Source organism: Streptosporangium amethystogenes subsp. fukuiense (assembly GCF_042665875.1).
Classification (GTDB): Bacteria; Actinomycetota; Actinomycetes; order Streptosporangiales; family Streptosporangiaceae; genus Streptosporangium; species Streptosporangium fukuiense.
The window spans coordinates 1,733,296-1,754,148 of the sequence record NZ_JBHTEE010000001.1 but is presented as its reverse complement, the minus strand read 5'-3'; the positions used below and the strand labels follow the sequence as shown (position 1 = coordinate 1,754,148).

General features: G+C 71.6%; 18 protein-coding genes. 5 read left to right on the top strand and 13 right to left on the bottom strand.

Annotated elements, in window-relative coordinates; all coding sequences use genetic code 11:
- Window positions 1–38: 38 nt before the first annotated feature.
- The 10 genes from plsX to ACFQVD_RS07370 all read right to left on the bottom strand — a co-directional run bounded on the left by plsX (window position 39) and on the right by ACFQVD_RS07370 (window position 10,883).
- Window positions 39–1,010, bottom strand: coding sequence for a phosphate acyltransferase PlsX (gene plsX, locus ACFQVD_RS07415; RefSeq protein WP_386270697.1), 972 nt, complete (start codon window positions 1,008–1,010; stop codon window positions 39–41).
- A 55-nt stretch (window positions 1,011–1,065) separates the two neighbouring features.
- Window positions 1,066–1,965, bottom strand: coding sequence for a phytoene/squalene synthase family protein (locus tag ACFQVD_RS07410; RefSeq protein WP_343967121.1), 900 nt, complete (start codon window positions 1,963–1,965; stop codon window positions 1,066–1,068).
- Window positions 1,962–3,422, bottom strand: a complete 1,461-nt coding sequence (crtI, locus tag ACFQVD_RS07405) for a phytoene desaturase family protein (protein WP_343967119.1) — start codon at window positions 3,420–3,422, stop codon at window positions 1,962–1,964. Before crtI ends, ACFQVD_RS07410 begins: the two co-directional genes overlap by 4 nt.
- A gap of 245 nt (window positions 3,423–3,667) precedes the next feature.
- On the bottom strand, window positions 3,668–5,266 hold the full coding sequence (locus ACFQVD_RS07400; RefSeq protein WP_343967117.1) for an AMP-binding protein: 1,599 nt from the start codon (window positions 5,264–5,266) through the stop codon (window positions 3,668–3,670).
- A 41-nt stretch (window positions 5,267–5,307) separates the two neighbouring features.
- The gene (locus tag ACFQVD_RS07395) at window positions 5,308–5,496 is read right to left on the bottom strand and encodes a hypothetical protein (RefSeq protein ID WP_343967115.1); all 189 of its coding nucleotides are present in this window, start codon (window positions 5,494–5,496) and stop codon (window positions 5,308–5,310) included.
- Window positions 5,493–6,803, bottom strand: coding sequence for a M28 family metallopeptidase (locus tag ACFQVD_RS07390; RefSeq protein WP_364152993.1), 1,311 nt, complete (start codon window positions 6,801–6,803; stop codon window positions 5,493–5,495). The genes ACFQVD_RS07395 and ACFQVD_RS07390 overlap by 4 nt, the downstream gene beginning before the upstream one ends.
- Window positions 6,800–7,597, bottom strand: coding sequence for a carbohydrate ABC transporter permease (locus tag ACFQVD_RS07385; protein WP_343967111.1), 798 nt, complete (start codon window positions 7,595–7,597; stop codon window positions 6,800–6,802). Before ACFQVD_RS07385 ends, ACFQVD_RS07390 begins: the two co-directional genes overlap by 4 nt.
- Window positions 7,594–8,529 (bottom strand): carbohydrate ABC transporter permease, encoded by a 936-nt coding sequence (locus tag ACFQVD_RS07380; RefSeq protein ID WP_343967109.1) that lies wholly within the window; start codon window positions 8,527–8,529, stop codon window positions 7,594–7,596. Before ACFQVD_RS07380 ends, ACFQVD_RS07385 begins: the two co-directional genes overlap by 4 nt.
- Before the next feature lie 82 nt (window positions 8,530–8,611).
- The gene (locus tag ACFQVD_RS07375) at window positions 8,612–9,901 is read right to left on the bottom strand and encodes an ABC transporter substrate-binding protein (RefSeq protein ID WP_343967107.1); all 1,290 of its coding nucleotides are present in this window, start codon (window positions 9,899–9,901) and stop codon (window positions 8,612–8,614) included.
- Window positions 9,902–10,007: 106 nt separating this feature from the next.
- Window positions 10,008–10,883, bottom strand: coding sequence for an alpha/beta hydrolase family protein (locus tag ACFQVD_RS07370; protein ID WP_343967250.1), 876 nt, complete (start codon window positions 10,881–10,883; stop codon window positions 10,008–10,010).
- A 66-nt stretch (window positions 10,884–10,949) separates the two neighbouring features.
- On the opposite strand from ACFQVD_RS07370, the gene ACFQVD_RS07365 reads away from it, so the two are divergent.
- The gene (locus ACFQVD_RS07365) at window positions 10,950–11,630 is read left to right on the top strand and encodes a TetR/AcrR family transcriptional regulator (protein WP_343967105.1); all 681 of its coding nucleotides are present in this window, start codon (window positions 10,950–10,952) and stop codon (window positions 11,628–11,630) included.
- A 43-nt stretch (window positions 11,631–11,673) separates the two neighbouring features.
- On the opposite strand, the gene ACFQVD_RS07360 is transcribed toward ACFQVD_RS07365, so the two are convergent.
- The 3 genes from ACFQVD_RS07360 to ACFQVD_RS07350 form a co-directional block, all read right to left on the bottom strand.
- Window positions 11,674–13,677, bottom strand: a complete 2,004-nt coding sequence (locus ACFQVD_RS07360; RefSeq protein WP_343967103.1) for a hypothetical protein — start codon at window positions 13,675–13,677, stop codon at window positions 11,674–11,676.
- Window positions 13,674–15,263, bottom strand: a complete 1,590-nt coding sequence (locus ACFQVD_RS07355) for a hypothetical protein (RefSeq protein ID WP_343967101.1) — start codon at window positions 15,261–15,263, stop codon at window positions 13,674–13,676. The genes ACFQVD_RS07360 and ACFQVD_RS07355 overlap by 4 nt, the downstream gene beginning before the upstream one ends.
- A 125-nt stretch (window positions 15,264–15,388) precedes the next feature.
- The gene (locus tag ACFQVD_RS07350) at window positions 15,389–16,429 is read right to left on the bottom strand and encodes a LacI family DNA-binding transcriptional regulator (RefSeq protein WP_343967099.1); all 1,041 of its coding nucleotides are present in this window, start codon (window positions 16,427–16,429) and stop codon (window positions 15,389–15,391) included.
- Window positions 16,430–16,781: 352 nt separating this feature from the next.
- Between ACFQVD_RS07350 and ACFQVD_RS07345 the strand changes: the two genes are divergently transcribed.
- Genes ACFQVD_RS07345 through ACFQVD_RS07330 form a run of 4 tightly spaced genes read left to right on the top strand, consistent with a single transcriptional unit; the run spans window position 16,782 to window position 20,834 of the window.
- Window positions 16,782–18,080: an ABC transporter substrate-binding protein gene (locus ACFQVD_RS07345; RefSeq protein ID WP_343967097.1), complete on the top strand. Its 1,299-nt coding sequence runs from the start codon at window positions 16,782–16,784 to the stop codon at window positions 18,078–18,080.
- Complete coding sequence (locus ACFQVD_RS07340) at window positions 18,074–19,027, top strand: carbohydrate ABC transporter permease (protein ID WP_343967095.1); 954 nt, start codon at window positions 18,074–18,076, stop codon at window positions 19,025–19,027. The genes ACFQVD_RS07345 and ACFQVD_RS07340 overlap by 7 nt, the downstream gene beginning before the upstream one ends.
- On the top strand, window positions 19,024–19,839 hold the full coding sequence (locus ACFQVD_RS07335; protein WP_343967093.1) for a carbohydrate ABC transporter permease: 816 nt from the start codon (window positions 19,024–19,026) through the stop codon (window positions 19,837–19,839). The genes ACFQVD_RS07340 and ACFQVD_RS07335 overlap by 4 nt, the downstream gene beginning before the upstream one ends.
- Window positions 19,836–20,834, top strand: a complete 999-nt coding sequence (locus ACFQVD_RS07330) for a serine hydrolase domain-containing protein (RefSeq protein WP_343967091.1) — start codon at window positions 19,836–19,838, stop codon at window positions 20,832–20,834. The genes ACFQVD_RS07335 and ACFQVD_RS07330 overlap by 4 nt, the downstream gene beginning before the upstream one ends.
- Window positions 20,835–20,853: the final 19 nt, after the last annotated feature.

The following is a 20,853-nucleotide window of genomic DNA, read 5'->3' as shown; positions in this document are numbered from 1 at the left end:
CTCCGTCGCCCCGCCGCGACGAGACTCCGCCGCGCCGCTCAACGGGCGGCCTCCGGGGTGAGCCGGTCCGCGAACCGGGTGACGACCCCGCCCTCGGCGAGATCGTGCGCCACCGCGCAGGCGCGCGCGATCGTCGCCGCCCGCGAGGAACCGTGTGCGACGACGACGGTGCCGATCAGACCGAGCAGCGCCGCCCCGCCGTGGGCCTCCGGGGCGTAGCGGCGGGCCACCGCCCGTAACTCCTCGGCTCCGGCGGCCCCGGAATGCGCCACCAGGGTCAGCGCGGCCCGCACCGAACCCTCGACGTTCTTGAGCACCACGTTCCCGGTGAAACCGTCGGTGACGATCACGTCGACGGTGCCCGCGAGCACGTCGTGTCCCTCCACGTTGCCGCAGAAGCGCAACGGCAGCCCGGCGAGCAGCTCACCGGCCCTGCGGGTCAGCCGGTTGCCCTTGCCGGGTTCCGAGCCGATCGACAACAGGCCCACCGACGGATCGGCGACCTCCAGCACGAGCTGGGCGTAGGAGGCGCCGAGCAGCGCGAACTGGGCGATCATCTCCGGGATGGGGTCGGAGGTCGCCCCGACGTCGATCAGCACGGTCGCGCCGCCGGTGACCGAGGGCAGCGCGATGGCCAGGGCGGGCCGCAGGACGCCCGGGGCGCGCCCGATGCCGTGGATGGCGCACGAGACGACCGCGCCCGTGGAACCGGCCGACACGAACGCCGACGCCTCCTTCCGCCGTACGAGGTCGCAGCCGACCGTCAGGCTGGTCGTGGTGGAGAAGACCGCTCCCGCGCCCCGCTCGGTCATCGGGACGACGTCCTCGGCGTGCACCACGCCGATCTCGCCGACGGCGCCGTGGCGGGTGAGCTCGGCGCGGACGGCGCCGGAGTGGCCCACGAGCACCACGGGGATTCCGAGCTCGCGCCGGGCCACGACCGCCCCGGCGACCGTCTCGCCCGGTCCGTGGTCTCCGCCCATCGCGTCGACGGCCACAGGCTCCGACATCACACCCTCCCGACGACAGCATTGGACGACCTCGTGCCGGCCCCGCCCGGCCGGTTCACGGCACCTCGGCGATCAGCCGGCGTTCGGCGCGGCCGGCCGCGGACGCCGCGAGCAGGTGCCGCGCGAAGATCGCCAGTCTCCTCCGCCCGGGTACGGCCGCCCTGCCGCCGAGGACGTCGTGGCCCGCGGCCTCGATCCGGTCGAGGATGCCGCCGTACAGCTGGAAGGCCGCGCGGATGCACGGCCGGGAGGAGGGGGTCAGCATGCCGATCCCCTCGCCGGCCCGCGCGTAGTGACCCCTGGCCCGCCGGATCTGGAAGGCCAGCAGCTCGCGCAGGGCCGGGGTGGGAGCACCGCGCCCCAGGTCGGCCACCTCCACCCCGAACCTGTCCAGGTCCTCCAGCGGGAGGTAGACCCGGCCGCGTTCCAGGTCCTCGGCCACGTCGCGCAGGAAGTTGGTCAGCTGGAAGGCCAGCCCCAGCTGGCGGGCCGGCTCACAGGCCTTGTCCCGCATGCCCGGCAGCGGTTCGAGGACGGGCAGCATCATCGTGCCGATCACCGCGGCCGAGCCCTCCATGTAGGCGAGCAGGTCGTCGTAGGTTTCGTAGCGGGCCACGGTCAGGTCGGCCCGCATCGAGCGCAGGAACGCCGCCACGTCGCCGTGATCGATGCCGAAGGAGCGCATGGTCTGCGTGAACGCGGGGAGCACCGGGTCGTCGGTGGTGCCACCCTCCAGCGTGACGGCCAGTCGCGCGGCCAGGCCGTCGAGTGCCCTTGCCCTGTCGCCGGTCATCGTGAAGGAGTCCACGATCTCGTCGGCGTAGCGGGCGAAGCCGTACAGGGCGTGCACGTGCGGCCGTTTCCAGGCGGGCAGCAGCAGGGTGGCCAGGTAGTAGGAGCGACCGTGACGGGCGTTGAGCCTGCGGCAGAGTTCGTAACTCGCGGTCAGGGTCATCGGGAGGTCTCCAGTACGCGTTCCGCGGCGAGCCTGCCGGAGATCAGCACCGGGGGCACCCCCACCCCCGGCGCGGTGTACATACCGGCGAAGTGCAGTCCCGGGACACGCCGGGACACTCCCGCCGGCCGGAACCAGGCGGTCTGGGTGAAACGGTGGTCCAGAGCGAACGGGGTACCGGCCGAGTGGCCGAGCCGCGCCCAGGCGGGCGGGTCGAGGGTGAGCCTCGGCGCGCGGGACAGGTCGCCGTAGCCGAGGTCGGCGAGCCTCGCCAGCAGCCGGCCCTCCAACTCCGGGGTGAGCCGGTCCCAGTCGGCGCCGCCGCGCAGGTTGGCGGTCGGCTCCAGCACGGTGAGGGTGGCGTGGCCGGTCGGAGCGGCGTCGGTGTCGGACTCCGGATAGGTGACCAGCAGGTTCGGATCGGGCTGTGGCCGTCCGGCCCGCAGCGCGGCGAAGGTGGCGTCCCATTCCCTGCCGAAGTGCAGGGTGTGGTGCGCCTGCCCGGTGAGCCTCCGGTCCAGGCCGAGGTGCAGGACCAGGCAGGAGGGCGAGTAGCGGGGACGGCGGAGCCGCCAGTCACCCGCCTCCTCGGGGAGCAGCCCGGTATGGGCCCGGGGCAGGTCGCAGGCGACCACGACGTTCTCCGCCGCCAGGCGCTCCCCGGTGTCGAGCCGTACCCCGCGGACACCCGAGGACCCGGTCTCGACCCTGATGGCGCGCACCCCGTACCTGATCCGCGCGCCCGCCCTCTCGGCCAGCGCGGCCAGGGCCCACGGGATGGCCCGCATGCCGCCGTGTCGTGGGAAGAAGACGCCGCCGACGGTGTCCATGTGGGCGATGACCGCGTAGATCCCCAGCGCCCTGCGCGGCGGCAGGCCCACGTACAGGGCTTGGAAGGTGTGCGCCTTGACCAGCCGGTGGTCGGTGAGGTGGCTTCTGACCAGGGAGTCCAGGCTGCGGAAGCCGCCCAGGGCCGCCAGGCGGGCCAGGACGCGCGGCCGGGCGAGGTCGCGCAGCCGCGTCATGTCGCGGTCTATGAACGCGGGCCACTCGGCGTCGAAGAGTTCGCCGAGCCGGATACGGAAGCGCCGGTACCTGTCGGCCTCCGCGGTTCCGCACAGCGCGCGCACCTGCTCGACCATGGCGTCCTCGCCCGCCACCACGTCCAGGTGGGAGCCGTCGTGGTAACGCAGCCGGTAGTACGGGTCCAGCCGCCGCAGCGGGAGCAGGCTCTCCATGTCCTGCCCGGCCGCGGTGAAGACGTCGGCGAGGACCTCGGGCATGGTCAGCACGGAGGGGCCGGTGTCGAAACGGTACTCGCCGACGGCGGCCGTACCGCAGCAGCCGCCGGGTGCCTGGCCGGCTTCCACGATCGTGACGTCCCGCCCCGCGGCGGCCAACCGGACCGCGGCGGCCAGGCCGCCGAGACCCGCGCCGATCACCACGACATGGCGCACGCGCTCCTCCTCGTCACCAGGTCCGCGGGGTCCGCGCGCAGGCGTTCGGATGCGTTCGTCCGGCGGCGGGCGCACGGCCCATGATCAATGGTGTCGGACGACCCATCCCCGGGCCGGGCTGCGGATAAATCAACCCGTCGCGCAAGAAGGCGTAAAGACGGCGTCGGCTCTCCCACCCTTTCGGGACCGGGGAGCCGAGGCGCGGTGAGCTGCCGCCGGTCGTCCCGCGGGAGCGCGGACGAAGGTCAGAGGTCGAGCAGCCGCATCGCCTGCTCGCGCATCTCGACCTTGCGGATCTTGCCCGTCACCGTCATGGGGAACCCGTCGACCAGATGAACGTAGCGGGGCACCTTGTAGTGGGCGAGCCGCCCGGCGCAGAAGTCCCTGACCGCCTCGGCCGTCAGCGGGACGGCCCCCGGCCGCATGACGATCCAGGCCATCAGCTCCTCTCCGTACTTGGGGTCGGGGACGCCGATCACCTGGACGTCGTCGATGTCCGGATGACCGTGCAGGAACTCCTCCAGCTCGCGGGGATAGACGTTCTCACCACCCCGGATCACCATGTCCTTGATGCGTCCGACCACGTTGACGTAGCCGTCGTCGTCCATGGTGGCCAGGTCGCCGGTGTGCATCCAGCGGGCTGCGTCGATCGCCTCGGCGGTCCTGGCGGGCTCGTCCCAGTAGCCGAGCATCACCGAGTAGCCGCGGGTGCACAGCTCGCCGGGCTCACCGCGCGGGACGGTCAGGCCGCTCTCCGGGTGGACGATCTTGACTTCGATGTGCGGCATCGCCCGGCCGACCGTCTCGGTGCGGCGGGCCAGGTCGTCGTCGGCCCTCGTCATCGTGGACACCGGCGAGGTCTCCGTCATCCCGTAGCAGATCGCCACCTCGCGCATGTTCATCTCGGTGACCACCCGCTTCATGATCTCCACCGGGCAGGGCGAGCCCGCCATGATCCCGGTACGCAGGCTCGACAGGTCGTACTCGGCGCGGCCGAGCTCGCCGAGCTCGGCGATGAACATGGTCGGCACCCCGTACAGGGAGGTGCAGCGCTCCCGCTCCACGGCCCGCAGGGTGGCGGCGGGGTCGAAGCCCGGCGCGGGGATGACGACGCAGGCCCCGTGGGAGGTCGCCCCGAGGTTGCCCATGACCATTCCGAAGCAGTGGTAGAAGGGCACCGGCAGGCAGACCCTGTCGGTCTCGTCGTAGCCGACCAGCTCACCGACGAAGTAGCCGTTGTTGAGGATGTTGTGGTGCGACAGGGTCGCGCCCTTGGGGAAGCCGGTGGTACCCGAGGTGTACTGGATGTTGATCGGGTCGTCGAAGGTCAGCGAGGCCATGCGCTCGCGCAGGCTCTCGGGACCGACGCCCGTGGCCCCGGCCAGCAGGCGGTGCCAGCTCTCCTCGCCGATGTAGGCGACATCGGCGAACCCGATCCCGGCGACCATCGCGCGGTAGTCGCTCGTCTTGTGGCTCACCGCGCTGATCAGCAGCCGCATGCCGGACTGGCGGACGACGTAGTCGAGTTCGTGCCCGCGGTAGGCGGGGTTGACGTTGACCAGAATCGCGCCGACCTTCGCGGTGGCGTACTGGACGATCACCCATTCGGCGCAGTTGGGCGACCAGATCCCGACCCGGTCCCCCTTGGCGACGCCCCGGGCGATCAGGGCTCTGGCCAGCCGGTCGACGTCGGCGTTCAGCTCGGCGTAGGTCCAGCGGCGCTCGCCCGGCAGGTCGACCAGGGCCTCCCGGTCACCGAAGCGGGCCACGATCCGCTCGAAGTTCTCCCCGATGGTCTCGCCGAGGAGGGGGGCGCCCGAGACGGCGCATGAGTAGGACAGCATGTGGGAAACCTCCGGTCGCTGAGTAACAAGGTGCACGCCGCTCACGGCTCCCGCAAGAGGTGCCGCCGCGGTCGCAGCGGATCGTCGGCGACCTCCGACTCGGTATCGAAGATCATTACTTGCCTGCGGGAGCGGTCGAGCCGGGCCATCCCCGCGCGCAGCGCGTCCAGCGGTGCGGGGGGCACCAGGTCGCCGTCCACGACGGGCTGGATCGGTACCGCCCCGCTCATCTGAAGCTCCATCCCTCGGTGCCCTCGACGATGCGGATCGCCGCGCGGGTCAGCGGCACCAGGCTCGCCTCGTCGACCTTGTCGAGGGTGTCGGCGGAATCGAACAGGTACATGGGGGCCGCGAGGAAGTGCACCAGCGGCACCCCCTCCGGGTGGAAGAACGCACCATCGGTCGGCGGCATCGGCGAGAACACGTCGGGCGGCAGCACGAACGACCTGCGCAGGTCCTCGGCGACCAGCGCCCGCTCGACGAGCCGCTCCAGCTCGGGGCGCCGGGTGGTGAACCACCAGCGCGGTTCGGGGGCACCGGTGGGCACCAGCGTCCCGCCCTCCGCGCGGCACTCGCGGGCCGCGTGCTCCAGGTGGACCTGGAGCACGACCCGGTCCAGCAGAGCACGGTTCTCCTCGATGAACGCCCGGGTGCCCGCCGCGTGCGCCATGTGCCCGGCGGTCAGCAGGAAGAGCAGGTTGTGCGGCCTGTCCTCCTCCGGCACCCGCGACCAGTGCCTGGCGGCGGCCAGCACCAGCGCGACGCCGGAGGCGTCCTCCACCGCGGAGGCCCAGGGGGCGTCGTGGTGCGAGGCGACGATCACCCAGCCGTCGCCCCGCCCGGGCAGGGTGGCGATCACGTTGTGCGAGGTCGCGGTCGCGGTCTCCGACTCCACGGACAGCGTGCCGGCGCAGGGCCCCTCGTCCATCAGCGCCAGCACCCGCCGCGAGTCGGCCGCCGACAACCAGACCGCGGGTACGGACCGGTGCACCGCGTCGTAGGGCACGTAGTAGTCGCGTGTCTCCCACGGGACGCCGGTCAGCGCCCCGACGTACCCGGCCGCCCCCGAGGTGACCGCCCCGTCGAGGTCCTCCAGGTAGCCGGGCGCGAACGGCAGCGTCTGCACCAGGCCGTCGAAGTCGCCGTCGGGGTCGTGCACGGCGGTGGCGATCTCCCGTACCAGGGCCTGGGGCAGCTCGGCGAAGGTGTGCTCGCGCACCGCGATGCGACCGGGGGCCGCCGACCGGGTGAGCGGCGCGGTCACCGTCGCCTTCGGGGTGGTGTACGGCAGGGCGAACGCCTCCACCTCGACGGCGCGGGACGGATCGGCGTCCAGGTGGGCGCGGAGCGTGGCGGTGACAGGGTGCCAGGTGGGCACCTCGACCGGCGCGAGGCGCACGTCGAGCCCGAAGCCCGCCAGCAGCCCGGCCGCCCACCTCTCCGTCCACGCGTCGGCGGGGTATCCGGGACGCCGGATCCCGCTGGCCGTGATCGTCTCGATCCACGCCATGATCTCTGCGGTGTCCGGGACCGTCACTTGACCCCTCCGAAGGTGAGCCCCGCCACGTAGTAGCGCTGCAGCCCGGCCAGCAGCAGGAACGGCGGCACGGCGGTGGCCAGGGCGGCGGCGGTCATGAGGTGGTAGTTGAAACCGTGCTCGCTCTGGAAGTTGGCCAGTCCCACGGGCAGCGACCACAGTGCGGGGTCGTTGGCGACGATGAGCGGCCAGAGCAGGTTGTCCCACTGGGCGAGGAAGTGGATGAGGAAGAGCGTCACCAGTGCCGGCCGCAGCAGCGGGAGCGCCACCCGGAGGAAGATGCGCAGCTCGCCCGCCCCGTCGACGCGCGCCGCGAAGATCAGCTCTTTGGGGACGCCGAGGGCGAACTGGCGGACCAGGAAGACGCCGAAGGCACTGATCATGCCGGGGACGATCACTCCCTGGAAGGTGTTCACCCAGCCCAGCTCCTTGACGATCAGGAACACCGGAATGATCATGACCATCGGGGCGAGCGCGAGCGTGCCGACCACGAGCGCGAACAGCACGCGCCTGCCGGGAAAGGACAGCTGGGCCAGGGCGTAGCCCGCGGCCGAGGAGAAGAGCACGTCCATCGCCCCGCTGCCGACGCAGTAGATCACGCTGTTGCGGAAGTAGACGGGGAAACCCTCGCCCGCGAACAACTCGGCGAGGTTCTCCGGCAGGTGGAAGCCGTTGAAGACCAGCCCGCCGAGATCGGTGTCGTCGGGAGCGGAGGCGACCACGAGCATCACGTAGATCGGCAGCAGCATCGCGCCCACGGCGCTCAGCAGCCAGACGGTCCGAAGCACCCTCATTCGTCCCCACCCCGCAGGAAGCCGAACTGGACGATCGAGACGACCAGCATCGCGACCAGCAGCATCATGGCCAGCGCGGAGGCGTAGCCCATGTGCTCGTAGGGGAAGGCGTTGGCCCAGATGTAGTAGGGCAGTACCTGGGTGGCGTCGGCCGGACCGCCGCCGGTGAGCAGGAAGGCGGGCACGAAGGCCTGCATCGATCCGGCGACGGAGATGACCAGCACGAACAGCAGGGTCCTGCGGAGCAGCGGGACGGTGATCCTGCGGAACGTGGTGACGGGCCCGGCACCGTCGATCGCCGCGGCCTCGTAGACCTCCCGGGGCAGCGCCTGCAACCCGGCCGTCAGGATGATGACGAACAACCCCAGGCTCTTCCAGACGACCATGACGACCAGCGCCCAGATCGCCAGATCCGAGCTGGTCAGCCACGACTGCGGCTCGATGCCGACGGCGCCGAGCAGCGTGTTCGCCAGACCCCGGTCGGAGTAGATGATGACCCACACCATCGACGTCGCGGCCAGCGGCATCACCGCGGGCACCAGGACCAGCGAGCGGAGCACGCGGTTGAGGCGGCCGGGCCCGCTGAGCGGCACCGCGACGAGCAGCGCGAGCAGGATGGTCGGCAGGACCGTGAAGACCGTGTAGACGACGGTGATCCACGCCGAGTTCCAGACCCCGGGGTCCTGGAGCATCCGCGCGTAGTTGTCCAGCCCGATCCAGCTTGGGGCGCCGGCCATCTCGTAGTCGGTGAAGCTGAGGTACACGGCACCGCAGAACGGCACGAGCCAGAAGACGACGAAGAAGACGGCCACCGGGATCGTCAGCACGATCCCGGCTCCCGCCTCCCGGCGCGACCTGCCGCGCCCGTCCTTCCCCGGCCTCGGCGAGGGTGCGGGCACGGCCGCCTCGGCGGTCTTTGCGGCCAGGGTCATCGGGTGCTCACCACGTCACTTCGGCCCGTGTGCCGCCGGCCCGGACGGCCGGCCGGACGGTCCGGGCGCTCGGTGTCCACGTTCACAGCGCGAGCCGTACGGTGGCGTCGAAGTCCTTGGCCGCCTGGGCGGGCGTGGAGCGGCCGTGGGCCACGGCGTCGCAGGCGCTGGAGGCCGCCTTGGCCAGCTCCAGCGCGGCGGGGACGGCCGGGCCGAAGTCGGCGTCGGGGATGCCGGAGGCCGCGATCCCCATCAGTTCGGAGGTGCCGCGCGGTCCGGCGTCCCGCCAGCCGGTGGCCGGGATGACGATCCCGTTCTCCAGGTTGGCCGTGACCGACTCCCGCCCCTGGAGGTAGTTGATCAGGTGCCAGGCGGTGAAGCCGTTCTTCGACGCGGCGGCGACGCCCCAGCCCCACGTGTAGGCGGGCACGACGGCCCTGCCGCCCGCCCAGCGGGGCATGGGCGCCACGCCGTAGTCCTTGCCCGGCTTGAGGGTGTCCTCGCCGAGCCGCTCCAGCGCGGGACCGAGGAAGGTCCCGCTGACGACCATGGCGGCCTCACCCGAGTAGAACAGCCCGAGCGCGCCGAGCGGGTTGGAGAGCCGGGGATTGCCGATCCCGGCGAAGTACTCCAGGGCCCGGATGCCGTGCTCGGTGTCGAGGGAGGCACGGGTGCCGTCGGCGCTGACCAGCTCGCCGCCGCCGCCCTTGATGAGCGCGGTCAGCGTCATCAGCGCCCACTGCGGGTCGCCGTAGAGCCACTGCAGGCCCACCCGCCTGCCGTCGGCCGAGGTGAGTCTCCTGCTGTGGTCGGCGACCTCCTCCCAGGTCGTGGGAGGTTTGTCCGGGTCGAGACCGGCCTCCTCGAAGCGGTCCCTGCGGTAGTACAGCATGGCGGGGTTGAGGTCGATCGGCACGCCGTACGCCTGGCCGCGGTAACTCAGCGGGGCGACCGTCCCCGGCTCGTACCGTCCCAGGACGGCCGCCACGTCCGGCGCGCCGAACGCCCGGGGGTCGATGGGCGCCAGCCGTTTCTTCCCCGCGTGGGAGGGGAAGCTCCAGTTCCCGATCTTGAAGACGTCGGGTGGGGTGCCGCCGCCGAAGGCGGTCAGCAACTTGGCGTCCAGCTGGGCGACAGGCAGGTAGAGGAGCTTGACGTCCACACCGAACTCGTCGATGTAGCGGTGCACCAGCTTCTCGAACTGCGGGCCCGTCTCCTGCGAGCCGTGCAGCCAGACGCTGACCTCGCCATGCGGCCTGCCGTCCTGGACCTGCCGCTCGGGCCGGTCGTCGCCGCAGGCCGCCAGCACACTGGGCGCGGCCAGGGAGAGCGCGCCGGCCGCGAGCAGCCGGCGCCGTGTCAGATCCGCCATGGCGGTTCTCCTGGGGGGTGATCCCGCACGGCGGGCACCGCGCGGGATGAGGTGGTCACGGGGGTGCTTGGCGGCCTCGCACCGGCGGGCCGCGTCGGCGTGGTGGTCACGGGAGGTTCTTGGCGGCCTGGTTCTGCCAGGCGGTGTTGGCGGTGAACTCGGGGGCGCTCCCGGCGAAGGCGCCTCGGGCGTAGGCGTCGTCCTGGAGGCGGTACATCAGCCAGGCCGTCAGGTAGCCGAGGAAGCCGCCGCCGGTGCCCTGGATGTCGTTGTGACCCGCGCCCTTCAGCAGCGCCATGGCCGCCGCCCCGGGCACCTGGTCGTAGTAGCCCCGCAGCGCCGAGGCCGGTGAGATCAGCCAGTCGTTGCTCCCGCTCAGGAACAGGACGGGGCAGGCCAGCTGGGAGACCTGAAACCGGTCGCCGGCCCCCACCCAGAGCTGCGCGGGCAACGCGATCGGCACGGCCGTGGTGACGAGCCCCGCGGAGAGGTTGGCCGCGTTGACCGTGCCACCCGCGCCCTGGGAGTGCCCGGCGGCGCCGACCCTGGTCGCGTCGAGCCTCTGATGGAACGGGCTCGCGGGGTCGGCGTTCCTCGCCACCAGGTACTGCGCGGCGGCGAGCATCTCGGTGCCCGTCCCGGTGGTCGTGTCGGTGGAGGCGATCACGGCGAAGCCCCAGGAGGCGAGCTGGTCGAGCACGCCGGGGTAGAGGGCGGGGGTGGCGTGGGAGCCGTTCCCCCAGGTGACGATCGGGTGCCGGAAGCCACCGGCGCCGAGGTCTGCCGGATGGTGCAGCCGGTAGGTTCCCGAGGCGTCGCCCGCGTCGGAGGCGGTGACCGCCCAGGGGCCCCGGACCGCGTAGTGCGACTCGATCGTGCCGGCCGCCACCGCCTGGGTGGTCCGCGACACGAGGCCCGCCGACAGCAGCCCGACCGCCGCCACGCGCAGCATCCGCCGCCGGGACATGCCCTTGTCTTCCATGGTCACCTCACCGATTCTTTGGAGACGTGAACGTCTCCTAACAGAGGGAAGTACGATCTGTGATTGATGTCAAGACAGGATCGGAAGAAAATTCCGGAGGGTGAGCCCCTCCCCCGCGGCCGTCACGGGCTGCCCCCAGAAGTGGTCCGCACCTCGCAGCGCGACCGCCTGATCCAGGCGATGCTGCTGCTGGTCGCGGCCCGGGGGTACGCCGCCACGACCGTGCCCGATGTGATCGCCGCCGCGCGGGTCTCGCGCAACGCCTTCTACGCCAACTTCCACGACAAGGAGGACTGCTTCCTCGCCCTGTGCGAACGGGACCTGCCCGGCGTGGTCGAGACGATCCTGTCCGCGGCCGAGGGCACCGGCCACGACTGGGTCGCCGCCGTCCGCCGGGGCCTGCACGCCTACCTGCGGTGGTGGCAGGACCGTCCCGAGTACGCCCGCGCCTACTTCGTCGAACTCCCCGCGGCGGGCCGGCGGGCGATGGAACAGCGCGACCGCGCCTACCTGCCCTTCCTGGAGATGCTGCGCGCCCTCGCCGCGCGGGCCAGGGCGGAGACCCCCTCCCTGGGGCCGGTCAGGGAGAGGGTGCCCTCCCTGATCGTCTTCGGCGTCACCGAGTTCATCGCCGCCGAGGTGCGCGCGGGGAACGCGCAGCGCCTGTCCGCACTGGAGGAGGACGTGCTGCACTACACGGTCACACTGCTCGCCGACCACGCGACGGCCGACCGGGCACTCGGCTGACCTCCGGCCCCCGCGCCGCGAGGGCGCGGGGGCCGCGTCCGGGTCAGGGCATCGCCCGCACCCCCTCCACCTGGACGTTCCAGCCCTCGGGGAAGCCGGGCGCGCACCTGCCGGGGCCGCCGTCCCAGCCCGCCGCCATCAGCGCGACGGCCGCCAGCAGGCCACCGTTGCCCGGCAGGTAGAGCGGCAGGATCCCGGGCCACTGCCGGTTGTGGCCCGAGACCAGATGCGCGTTCTTGGGCGTGTCCATCAACAACGCGTCGACCGCCTTGCCCGGCTCGCCCAGCCTGGCCGCGCACATGGCGAGCATCGGGTAGTCCCAGCCCCAGGTACTCGGCAGATCCCAGGTCTCCAGCACGTCGTCGAGGGTGGCCCGCATGGTCTCCGGATTGATCAGCGGCGTCGCCGGAACGAGGCCCAGGGCCCCGGTCATCGAGGGATGGTCCGTCCTGAGCGTGTACGGCTCCACCGCGACGGCCGCGTAGACGCCGTCCCTGACGCACGGCGCGGCCAGCCCGTCCCGTACCCTCTCCCACTCCGGGTCCCGGGCGAGACCGAGGCGCTCACGCCACCGCTGCGCGGTCTCCAGCCCCCACCACCAGTAGGCCAGCTCGAACGTGGGATTCCTGACCGTCGTCCTGATCTCCGCGTACGACTCCTGTGCCGGGATCAGCGGCGGCCCCAGCACATGGCGGCCGTCCTGCTCGACGGGAAAGGACGCCATGAACTCCGCGGTCTCGAAGACCAGGTCCCGGTAGTCGTGCAGCGCCTCCGGCCGGACCCGGTAGAGCAGTTCGGCGAAGTAGATCGGGTGCGGCTGCTGCCAGATCAGGAACGGCCCGATCGTGCTGGGGCTCTCCCTGCCCTCGGGGCCGACCTGCTTGGGCCAGCGGGCCCCGCGATACCCCTGCCCAGCGGCCGTGGCCCGTGCCGCGGGAAGGATGCTCCGGTACCACGGCAGGCTGCGCTCCAGCAGTTCCGGCCTTCCCCACAGCGGGAAGTGCGCCGCGTGCCACCAGTGCATCTCCAGGTGGAACTTGCCGCTCCAGGAGTTGCAGACCAGGCCGGTCTCCTGCGGCGGCAGCGAGCCCGCGCAGTTGACCGCGGTCAGGTACTGCGAGAGGATCACGCGCCGTTCCAGCTCGGGCGCGCGTGGATCCGAGCTGCCCTCGAAGCTCACCGCGCCGCCATCGGTCCAGAAGCGGGCCCAGTGCCGGGCGGCGGCCGCGCGGACCTCCGCGAATCCGGGAAGGCCGGGCCCCGCGGGGTCGAGCCCGAAGGCCACGACGAACTCGGTGGCGCCCTCCAGCCGGTAGCGGTGCTCGGCGATGGGCGTGAGCCGGGCCGGCCCCTGCCAGGCGAGGGCGACGTGGTGGCGGTCGCCGTCCAGTACCCGGGTGAAGTCGCAGCGCGAGGCGCCGACGACGTGGCCGGTGACGTGCCGCTCCGGGCCGTCCCAGTCGGCGGCCACGTTCCAGGCCGCGCAGGCGTACGGGAAGGCGATCGTCACCGCCGCCCCGCCGGTGACGCGCACCGCCAGCAGGTCGCGCCCGGGGTGGCAGACCGTCTCCACCTCGTACGGCACGCCGTCGAGTGTGAACGCGCTGTGCAGCAGCCCGCTCCACAGGTCGAGCCGCTGGTGGACGCCGACGAGGTCGGTGATCTCCACGTTCTCGCCGAGGTCGAGCCCGATCCTGCCCAGGTCGAGCCGCTGGGGATTGCCGTGCAGCCACGTACCGGCCTCGAACTCCGGCGCCACCGGACCGCCGAAGGTCATCCGGTGCCGGTCGGGATAGCGGGCCCGGCCGTAGCCGGTCATCGTGTCCTCCAGGACGAAGCCCCGGGGGTTGGGCATCGTGTGCCAGCCCCACTGCGACTGGGTGCCCAGCGGCATGCTCGCGGCGTGGAAGGCGGGGAAGGTCTGCAACCCGGTGACATCGGCGGTGAAGGCGAACTCGCCGTTGCCGACGGTCAGCGGGGACTCCGCGTCCGGTTCGGTCAGCACCACGGCGTGCCGCCCTACCAGGGACTCGCGGTCGATGCTCACGAGCACCCCGGCGTGCCCGAGGCACGCTGGGCGCGCATGAACGTGACGTCGCCCGCGACGTCCGCCTGTGACATGGTGCCGAGGTCGAGCACGACGTCGGTGAAGGCCAGCGACGCCCGGCGCATCGCCGCCACATCGATCGCCTCGGCCCCGAAACGCGGTGAGAAGAGCGTCTTGGGGGCCGCGATCGGCGCGATGGTCGGCAGCAGGTGCTGGTTGTACGGCGTGCCCTCGCCCCCGAAGCCGCAGTGGTGCGGCACGGTGCCCAGGTCGGCCGCCGACAGCCCCTTCAGCACGGCCGTGCGCCGCACGTCCCAGTACTGGACATGGCCCTTGACCAGCTCGCGCAGGGGCGTGCTCTCACTGACCGGGACCCAGAGCAGCTCGGTGAGCGAGGGATCGGCCACGAGCTCCAGCCCGGGCAGTCCTCCGGCGCGGGTGACCGCGTCGTAGCGCCGGGCGCCCAGGTGTTCCAGGACGACGACCGAGGAGACCTTGCCCTGGTCGTACTCGGCGTCCAGCATGGCCGCCAGTTGCCCCGCGCCTCCCTCACGGACGCCGGGTCCGGTGAGGTGCTGGTAGAGGTGGCCGGTGACGAAGGCGAACTGGACCGTACGCGGACGGCAGCTCACCGGCAGCGACGCCAGGTAGCGGGCCATCTCCACCATCGTGAGCGGGCCGTTGTCCCACACCGGGCTCATGCCGTCCGTGTGGCTCTCCACGACGATCTTCTGTTCGCTCACCCCGGGCAGGGTGGCGAGGACGGTGCGGGTCGTCTTCGGCGTCCACGCCGCGTCGACGGTCAGCACGGCCTCGACCGGCTGCCCGGCGGCGAGCGCCTGCTTGATCCGCTCACCCTGGTCGACGCCGAGATAGGCGCCGGGAACCTGGTAGGGCAGCCCCTCGTAGGGCGCGTACATCCCCTCGATCTGGGCGTGCGGCAGGCGGCTCACCTCCAGCACCCCCGCCGCGCCCGCCGCGGCGGCGGCTTTGAGGTCGGCGTCGGCCCCGGCGGGAGCCTCCATGGAGTCGGAGCCGAGCAGGTTGATCGTGAGGCCGGGGTCGTACATGTGGTAGCCCAGCAGGGGCGGATAGAAGAGCAGGTTGGGCACCGTCGACCAGGGCAGATCCCTGACGACGATCTTCCCCGCGGCGTTCGACGCGGTGATGGCGGTGCCCGCGGGCAGGTAGGTGAGCGGGGCGGTCACCCCGCCCGGCCCGGTGGAGGAGGAGAAGGGCACCGGCGCGGCGACCGCCACATCCTGGCCGTCGACGGTCAGCCCGGTGGCGAGGTCGTCCCAGCGGTCGATCTCGTAGGGCAGCGAGGAGAGCTGGACGCCGGGGACCGCGCCGATCTCGTCCTCCAGCCAGTCGATGTAGTCGTCGTGGGCGGCCGAACCGGTCGGCCGGGGACCGAAGTCCTCCTGCCGCTCGGCGAGTTCGAGCAGGCGGGCCTCTCCGGCGAAGCTCGCCGGGTCCACTCTCACCGGGCAGGTCGTCGCCTGGGCGGCGAGCGCGGCTCCCGGCAGGGAGACGGGGAAGGTGAGGGCGAGAAGCATCGGTCCGATGAGGATGAGACGTTTCACGGGGGGTCCTTCGCGTCGGAACACGGTGACATGGCGGTCCCTCGCGGGGACCGCTCAACGGGATGCTCGTGCCGGGGCGGGGTGCTTCGGGAGATCTCGGTCAACGGCGGGTCGACGCCGTCCGGTCACTCCCGTCCGGCCGGTGGGCCGGTGGTGCCGCGGACGACGAGGGTGGGTGAGACGGAGGACAGGACGGACCGCCCGCGGCCCTCGATGCGCTCGACGAGCAGGCGCGCCGCAGTGGCCCCGATGACGTGTCCGTCCTGGTCGACGCTGGTCAGGGAGATGGGATTGAGGGAGGCGATGCCGATGTTGTCGTATCCGGCGACCGACAGGTCACCGGGGACCGACAACCCGGCCTCGTAGGCCGCGCGCAGCACCCCGAGGGCCGCGACGTCCGCGCCGGCGAAGATCGCGGTGGGCCTGGCCGGCCGGGCGAGCAGCTGCCGCGCCCCCTCGTAGCCGCCCTCCTCGGTGAAGGAGGTGGCCACCACGTCGACCCCCTCCGCCAGGCCCCTGGCGCGCATGGCCTGGCGGTAGCCCTCGGCGCGGACGGCCTGCGGGGAGTCGGCACCGGAGGCGCGGCCCCGGTCGAGATGGGTGATGTGGGCGATCCGCCGGTGGCCGAGATCGGCCAGGTGGTCGACCACCAGGCGGGCACCGACGACGTCGTCGTCGACCACGGAGTCGTACTCGGCGGCACTTCCGTGACGGCCGATCACCACGATCGGCGTCGTGGTGGCGATGGCGGCGAGTTCCGTACTCGACATGACCGGAGATATCAGGATGATTCCATCCATGCTCCGGTCGATCATCGCGTCGGTCATCCTCGCCTGGCTCCTGGGCTCGTCCCCGCCCGGACCGAGCAGCACCTGGTACTCGGTGCCGACCAGCTGGCCGGTGACGCCCTCGATGATGTCGGGGAAGAACGGGTTCCTGGTGTCGGACAGCATCACACCGAGGGTGTAGGTACGGCCCCGCATGGCCCTGGCCGCGGCGTGCGGCCGGTAGCCGAGCTCGTCCATGGCCTCACGGACCTTGGCCCGCATGCCGGGACTGACCCCGTAGGCCCCGCGCAGCACCTTGGACACGGCGGCCGTGGAAACGCCGGCCCGGCCTGCCACATCGGCGATGGTCACCCGGCGCGGTGCTGATCCTGTGGTCACACGAGTCCTTCGGTAGGCGAAAGGCGGGAACGGCGCCGCGGCGAGCCTCGGGGAAAAGCGGGGCAAATCGCCGGATGGGCGCGGCGCTCGAGTGTAGAACGAAATACATTCTGGCAACGCAGAGGTGACGGTACCCGGTCGAGGCCATCCCCGCCAGACCCGAGTTTTACCACTTATTAACGAGTTGGTCACCTGGAACGTGGCCCTTGACGCCGCAAACGCCTCTGGTCTAACAATGGAGAACGTTCTACGAAACATGACGGAAACCCGCATGTCTTGTGGCCCGGAGGCGTGCAGGCGTCCGCCCGGAGGCCGGCTATCACCAACCCCGTGACGAACAGGAATAACGAGCATGAGGGTATCGAAACGACTGCTGGGAGCCGCGGCCTGTGCCGCCCTCACCCTCACCGCGGCGGGCTGTGGCGGCGCCGCCGAACCAGGCGGAACCGACGGCGGGAAGGTCACGCTGACGCTCTGGCACAACACCGCCGACCCCGCCCCGCTGGTGGAGATGTACAAGCGGTTCGAGCGGGAGTCGGGCCACACGATCGAGCTGGTCCCGATCCCCTCCGACGGGTTCGAGGACAGCACCCAGACCAAGTGGGCCACCGGCGAGCGGCCGGACATCCTCGAATACCACGCCACGGTGAGCAACCTGCTCGCCCTGAACCCGTCGGAGAACCTCAGGGACCTGTCCGGCGAGGCGTACGTCGCCAGGTCCGGCGACCTCTACAGCAGCGCGGGCGCCACGGGAGGGAAGGTCTACGCGGCCATCACCGGCTTCCCCCAGGTCTTCGGCCTCTACTACAACAAGAAGGTCCTCGCCGACGCGGGCGTCAAGCCCCCGGGAACGTTCGACGAGCTCTCGGCGGCCTGCCGCGCGCTCTCGGCCAAGGGCGTGACGCCCGTGTTCGAGTCGGGCGGGTCCATCTGGCCGGTGCAGATCCTGCCGCTGCTGTACGTCAGCGCCAGCAACGAGGCCAACGCCTACGGCAAGGCCATCGCGGGCCACACCGCCACGCTGGCCGACCCCGGCTCACCGTTCGTGGCGGGGCTGAGCGCCTACAGGAAGCTGCAGGACGACGGCTGCTTCAACAGGGACATCACCACCGCCACGTTCGAGAACTCGATGAAGGCCCTGGTGACCGGCAAGGCCGCCATGGTCGCCCAGCACTCCGACATGCTGCCGGCCATGCTCGCCGCCGCGGGCGGCGACCAGCGGAAGGTGGACGACACCGTCGGGTTCACCGGCCTGTCGAGCACCAAGGCCGTGGTGACGTACGCGCCGGGGCCGATCGGCACCTTCTACCTACCCAAGACGGGCGACGCCGGGCGGGAGAAGGCCGCGCTGGACTTCGTCCGGTTCATGACCGGCCCCGCCTACGCCGACTACGTGAAGTCCGCGAAGACCTTCCCCGTGCTCCAGGGCGTGGACGGTCCGCAGGACGTCTCCCCCGTGCTCCAGGACGTCAAGAAGGCATACGACAACGGCGCCGTCATCGCCTTCAACTCCGACATCCCCGGCATGGCGGGGCTGGCGCCACTGATGTCGGAGCTGATCGCCGGGCAGAAGGATCCGCAGAAGGCCGCCACCCAGCTGCAGGGCCAGGTCGAGCAGGCGGCCAAGGCCGCCGGGCTGCCCGGATGGTGACCTCGCTACCCCCGCGCGAGCACCCCCCGGGCAGCGAGGCCACCGGGGCCGCACCGGCCGCACCGCACCCCGCGAGCGGGGGCGGCGGCGAGACCGGGGACCCCGGCCGGCGGGGCTGGCTGCCCTGGGCGCTGCCCGCCGTGCTGCTGGTGGCGTTGTTCTTCGTGCTGCCGTTCGTGCTCAACGCCCGCTTCGCCTTCTCCGCCTGGACGGGATTCCGCTCGGAGATCACCTGGAACGGCCTGGACAACTTCCGCACACTCGTCGAGCAGGACCTCCTGACGAACGCCGTCACGGTGACCGTGCTCTACGCGATCCTGTGCATGGCCATCCAGAACACCGTCAGCCTGAGCCTCGCACTCGCCCTGCAGCGGACGGACCGGGTCAACACCGTGTTCAGGTCGGTGTTCTTCCTGCCGACCCTCGTCTCGCCGCTGGCCGCCGGTTACATCTGGCGGGGCATCCTCGATCCGGCGGGCCCGGTCAACTCCTTTCTCGGCGTCGACTGGGCCTGGCTGGGCGAGCCCGCGACCGCGCTGCTCACGGTCGCGTTCGTGGACGCCTGGAAGTGGAGCGGGCTGATCACCCTCGTCTACATCGCGGGCCTGAACTCGGTGCCCAGGGAGCTCATCGAGTCGGCCAGGGTCGACGGCGCGGGCCCCTGGACCCGCTTCGCCCGGGTGCGGTTCCCGCTGCTGGCCCCCGCGATCACCTTCAACGTCGCGGTCACCCTGGTCGGCGCGCTCAGCGCCTACGACGTGATCGCCGCCACCACCGGTGGCGGCCCCGGCGACCACACCAGGGCACTGAACGTCGTCATGCGCCAGCAGTGGGGCCAGGGGTTCTTCGGCTCCGCCAGCGCGCTCAGCCTCACGGTGACGCTGCTCGTGATCGCGACGGCGGTACCCCTCGTCTGGTGGCTGCGCCGCCGGGAGGTCACGGGATGAGAGTCGTCAAGTACACGCTGCTGTCGCTGTTCGCGATCCCCTGGGTGGTCGTGCCGTTCTGGCTGGTCGTGGTGAACTCCTTCAAGCCCGCCGGCGAGGCGGCCGAGCTCGGCCTCGGCCTGCCCCGGCGGTGGGCGATCGTCGAGAACTACACGACCGTCGTCGACACCGGCGACTACCTGGGCGGACTCGCCAACAGCCTCATGATCGCGGTACCCGTCGTGCTGGCCGTGCTGCTGCTCGGCGCGGCGGCGGCGTGGGCCTACGGCCGAGGCGACTCGCGGTGGCTGCGCGCGACCTACTTCGTGCTCAGCCTGTCGATCCTCATCCCGCCGTCGATCATCCCGACCGTCCACGTGCTGCGCGGGCTCGGCCTGGACGGCACCCCGTTCGGCTACGCGCTGGTCCTGATCGGCACCCGGCTGGGCATCGTGGTCTTCCTGGCCACCGGGTTCGTCCGGGCCTTCCCGCCCGACCTGGAGGACGCCGCCGCCATCGACGGGGCGTCCCGGCCGCAGATCTTCGCGCGCATCCTGCTGCCGCTGCTGCGCCCGGTGCTCTTCGTCGGGAGCGTCATCCTGGTCATCAACGTCTGGAACGACTTCTTCTTCGGGCTGTTCCTCCTCAAGGGGCAGGGCAACGCGACCCTGCCCCTCACCCTCTTCCAGTTCGCCTCCGGCACGCTGCAGACCCTGCAGTGGAACCTCGTCTTCGCCCACGTCCTGCTGACCACGCTGCCGCTGGTGGCGGTGTACGTGTTCGCGCAGAAGCACGTCCTCGCCGGACTCACAGAAGGAGCACTCAAAGGATGACCGACCAACCGTTCGCGCTCGCCGTCGAGTGGGTGAGGCGCATGGTCCGCGAGGGGAGACTCCCGTGCGCGGTGCTCGGGGCGGCCACCTCGCAGGGCACGGTGCTGCTGGAGTCCTTCGGAGAGCACGACGGACGCGCGACCCGCGCCGACGACCACTTCGCGCTGTTCTCGGTGACCAAGCCGCTGGTCGGCCTGCTGGCCATGCGCCAGGTGGAGCGGGGACTGCTCTCGCTGCGCCGCCCGCTCCGTGACGCGGTGCCCGGCTTCGGCGGGCTGCGCTCCGACGAGGTCACGCTCTGGCACCTGCTGACCCACACCAGCGGCATCGCCGAGCAGACGCTCACCCCGGACGACCTGGTGGAACATCTGATCGCCGCCCCCGCGCTGTTCGAGGCGGGCACGCTCAGCCAGTACTGCAACATCGGCTTCGCCGGCATCGCCGAGATGATCAGGGATGTCACCGGCAGGGATCTGGCCGACGTGATCGACACCGACCTGAACGCGCTGGTGCCCGGCGGCGGGCAGATCACCTTCGACCCGGCCTGCGACCCTGCCGAGGTCAGGGCCGTCGAACTGCTCGGCGTCGACTACGACAGGTTCGTCCGGCTCCGGCATCCGGCCGGGGGCCTGTTCTCCCGTGCCGAGGACCTGCTCGCGCTGGGCGGCGCCCTGCTCCGCGGCGACCGGGCGCCGGTCCACCCGATCACCCTGGCCGCCATGACGGAACCCCAGACCACGGGCCTGGTCAAGCTGCAGCCCGACCCGGTCAACGCCGGCCAGGACTGGGGGCTGACCTGGAACCTGCGCCACTCCGCGCCCGGCCTGCTGGAGCGGCGGCTCTACGGGCACGGCGGCGCCTCCGGGTGCCAGTGGTGGATGTATCCCGACCACGACGCCTGCTTCGTACTGCTGATCAACGTGATGGCGCCCAGCCTGCACGGGGTCGACATCGACGGACTGCACAACGCCTTCACGACGGGTCTCGGCGCATGATCCGCGTCCCGGGAACCCC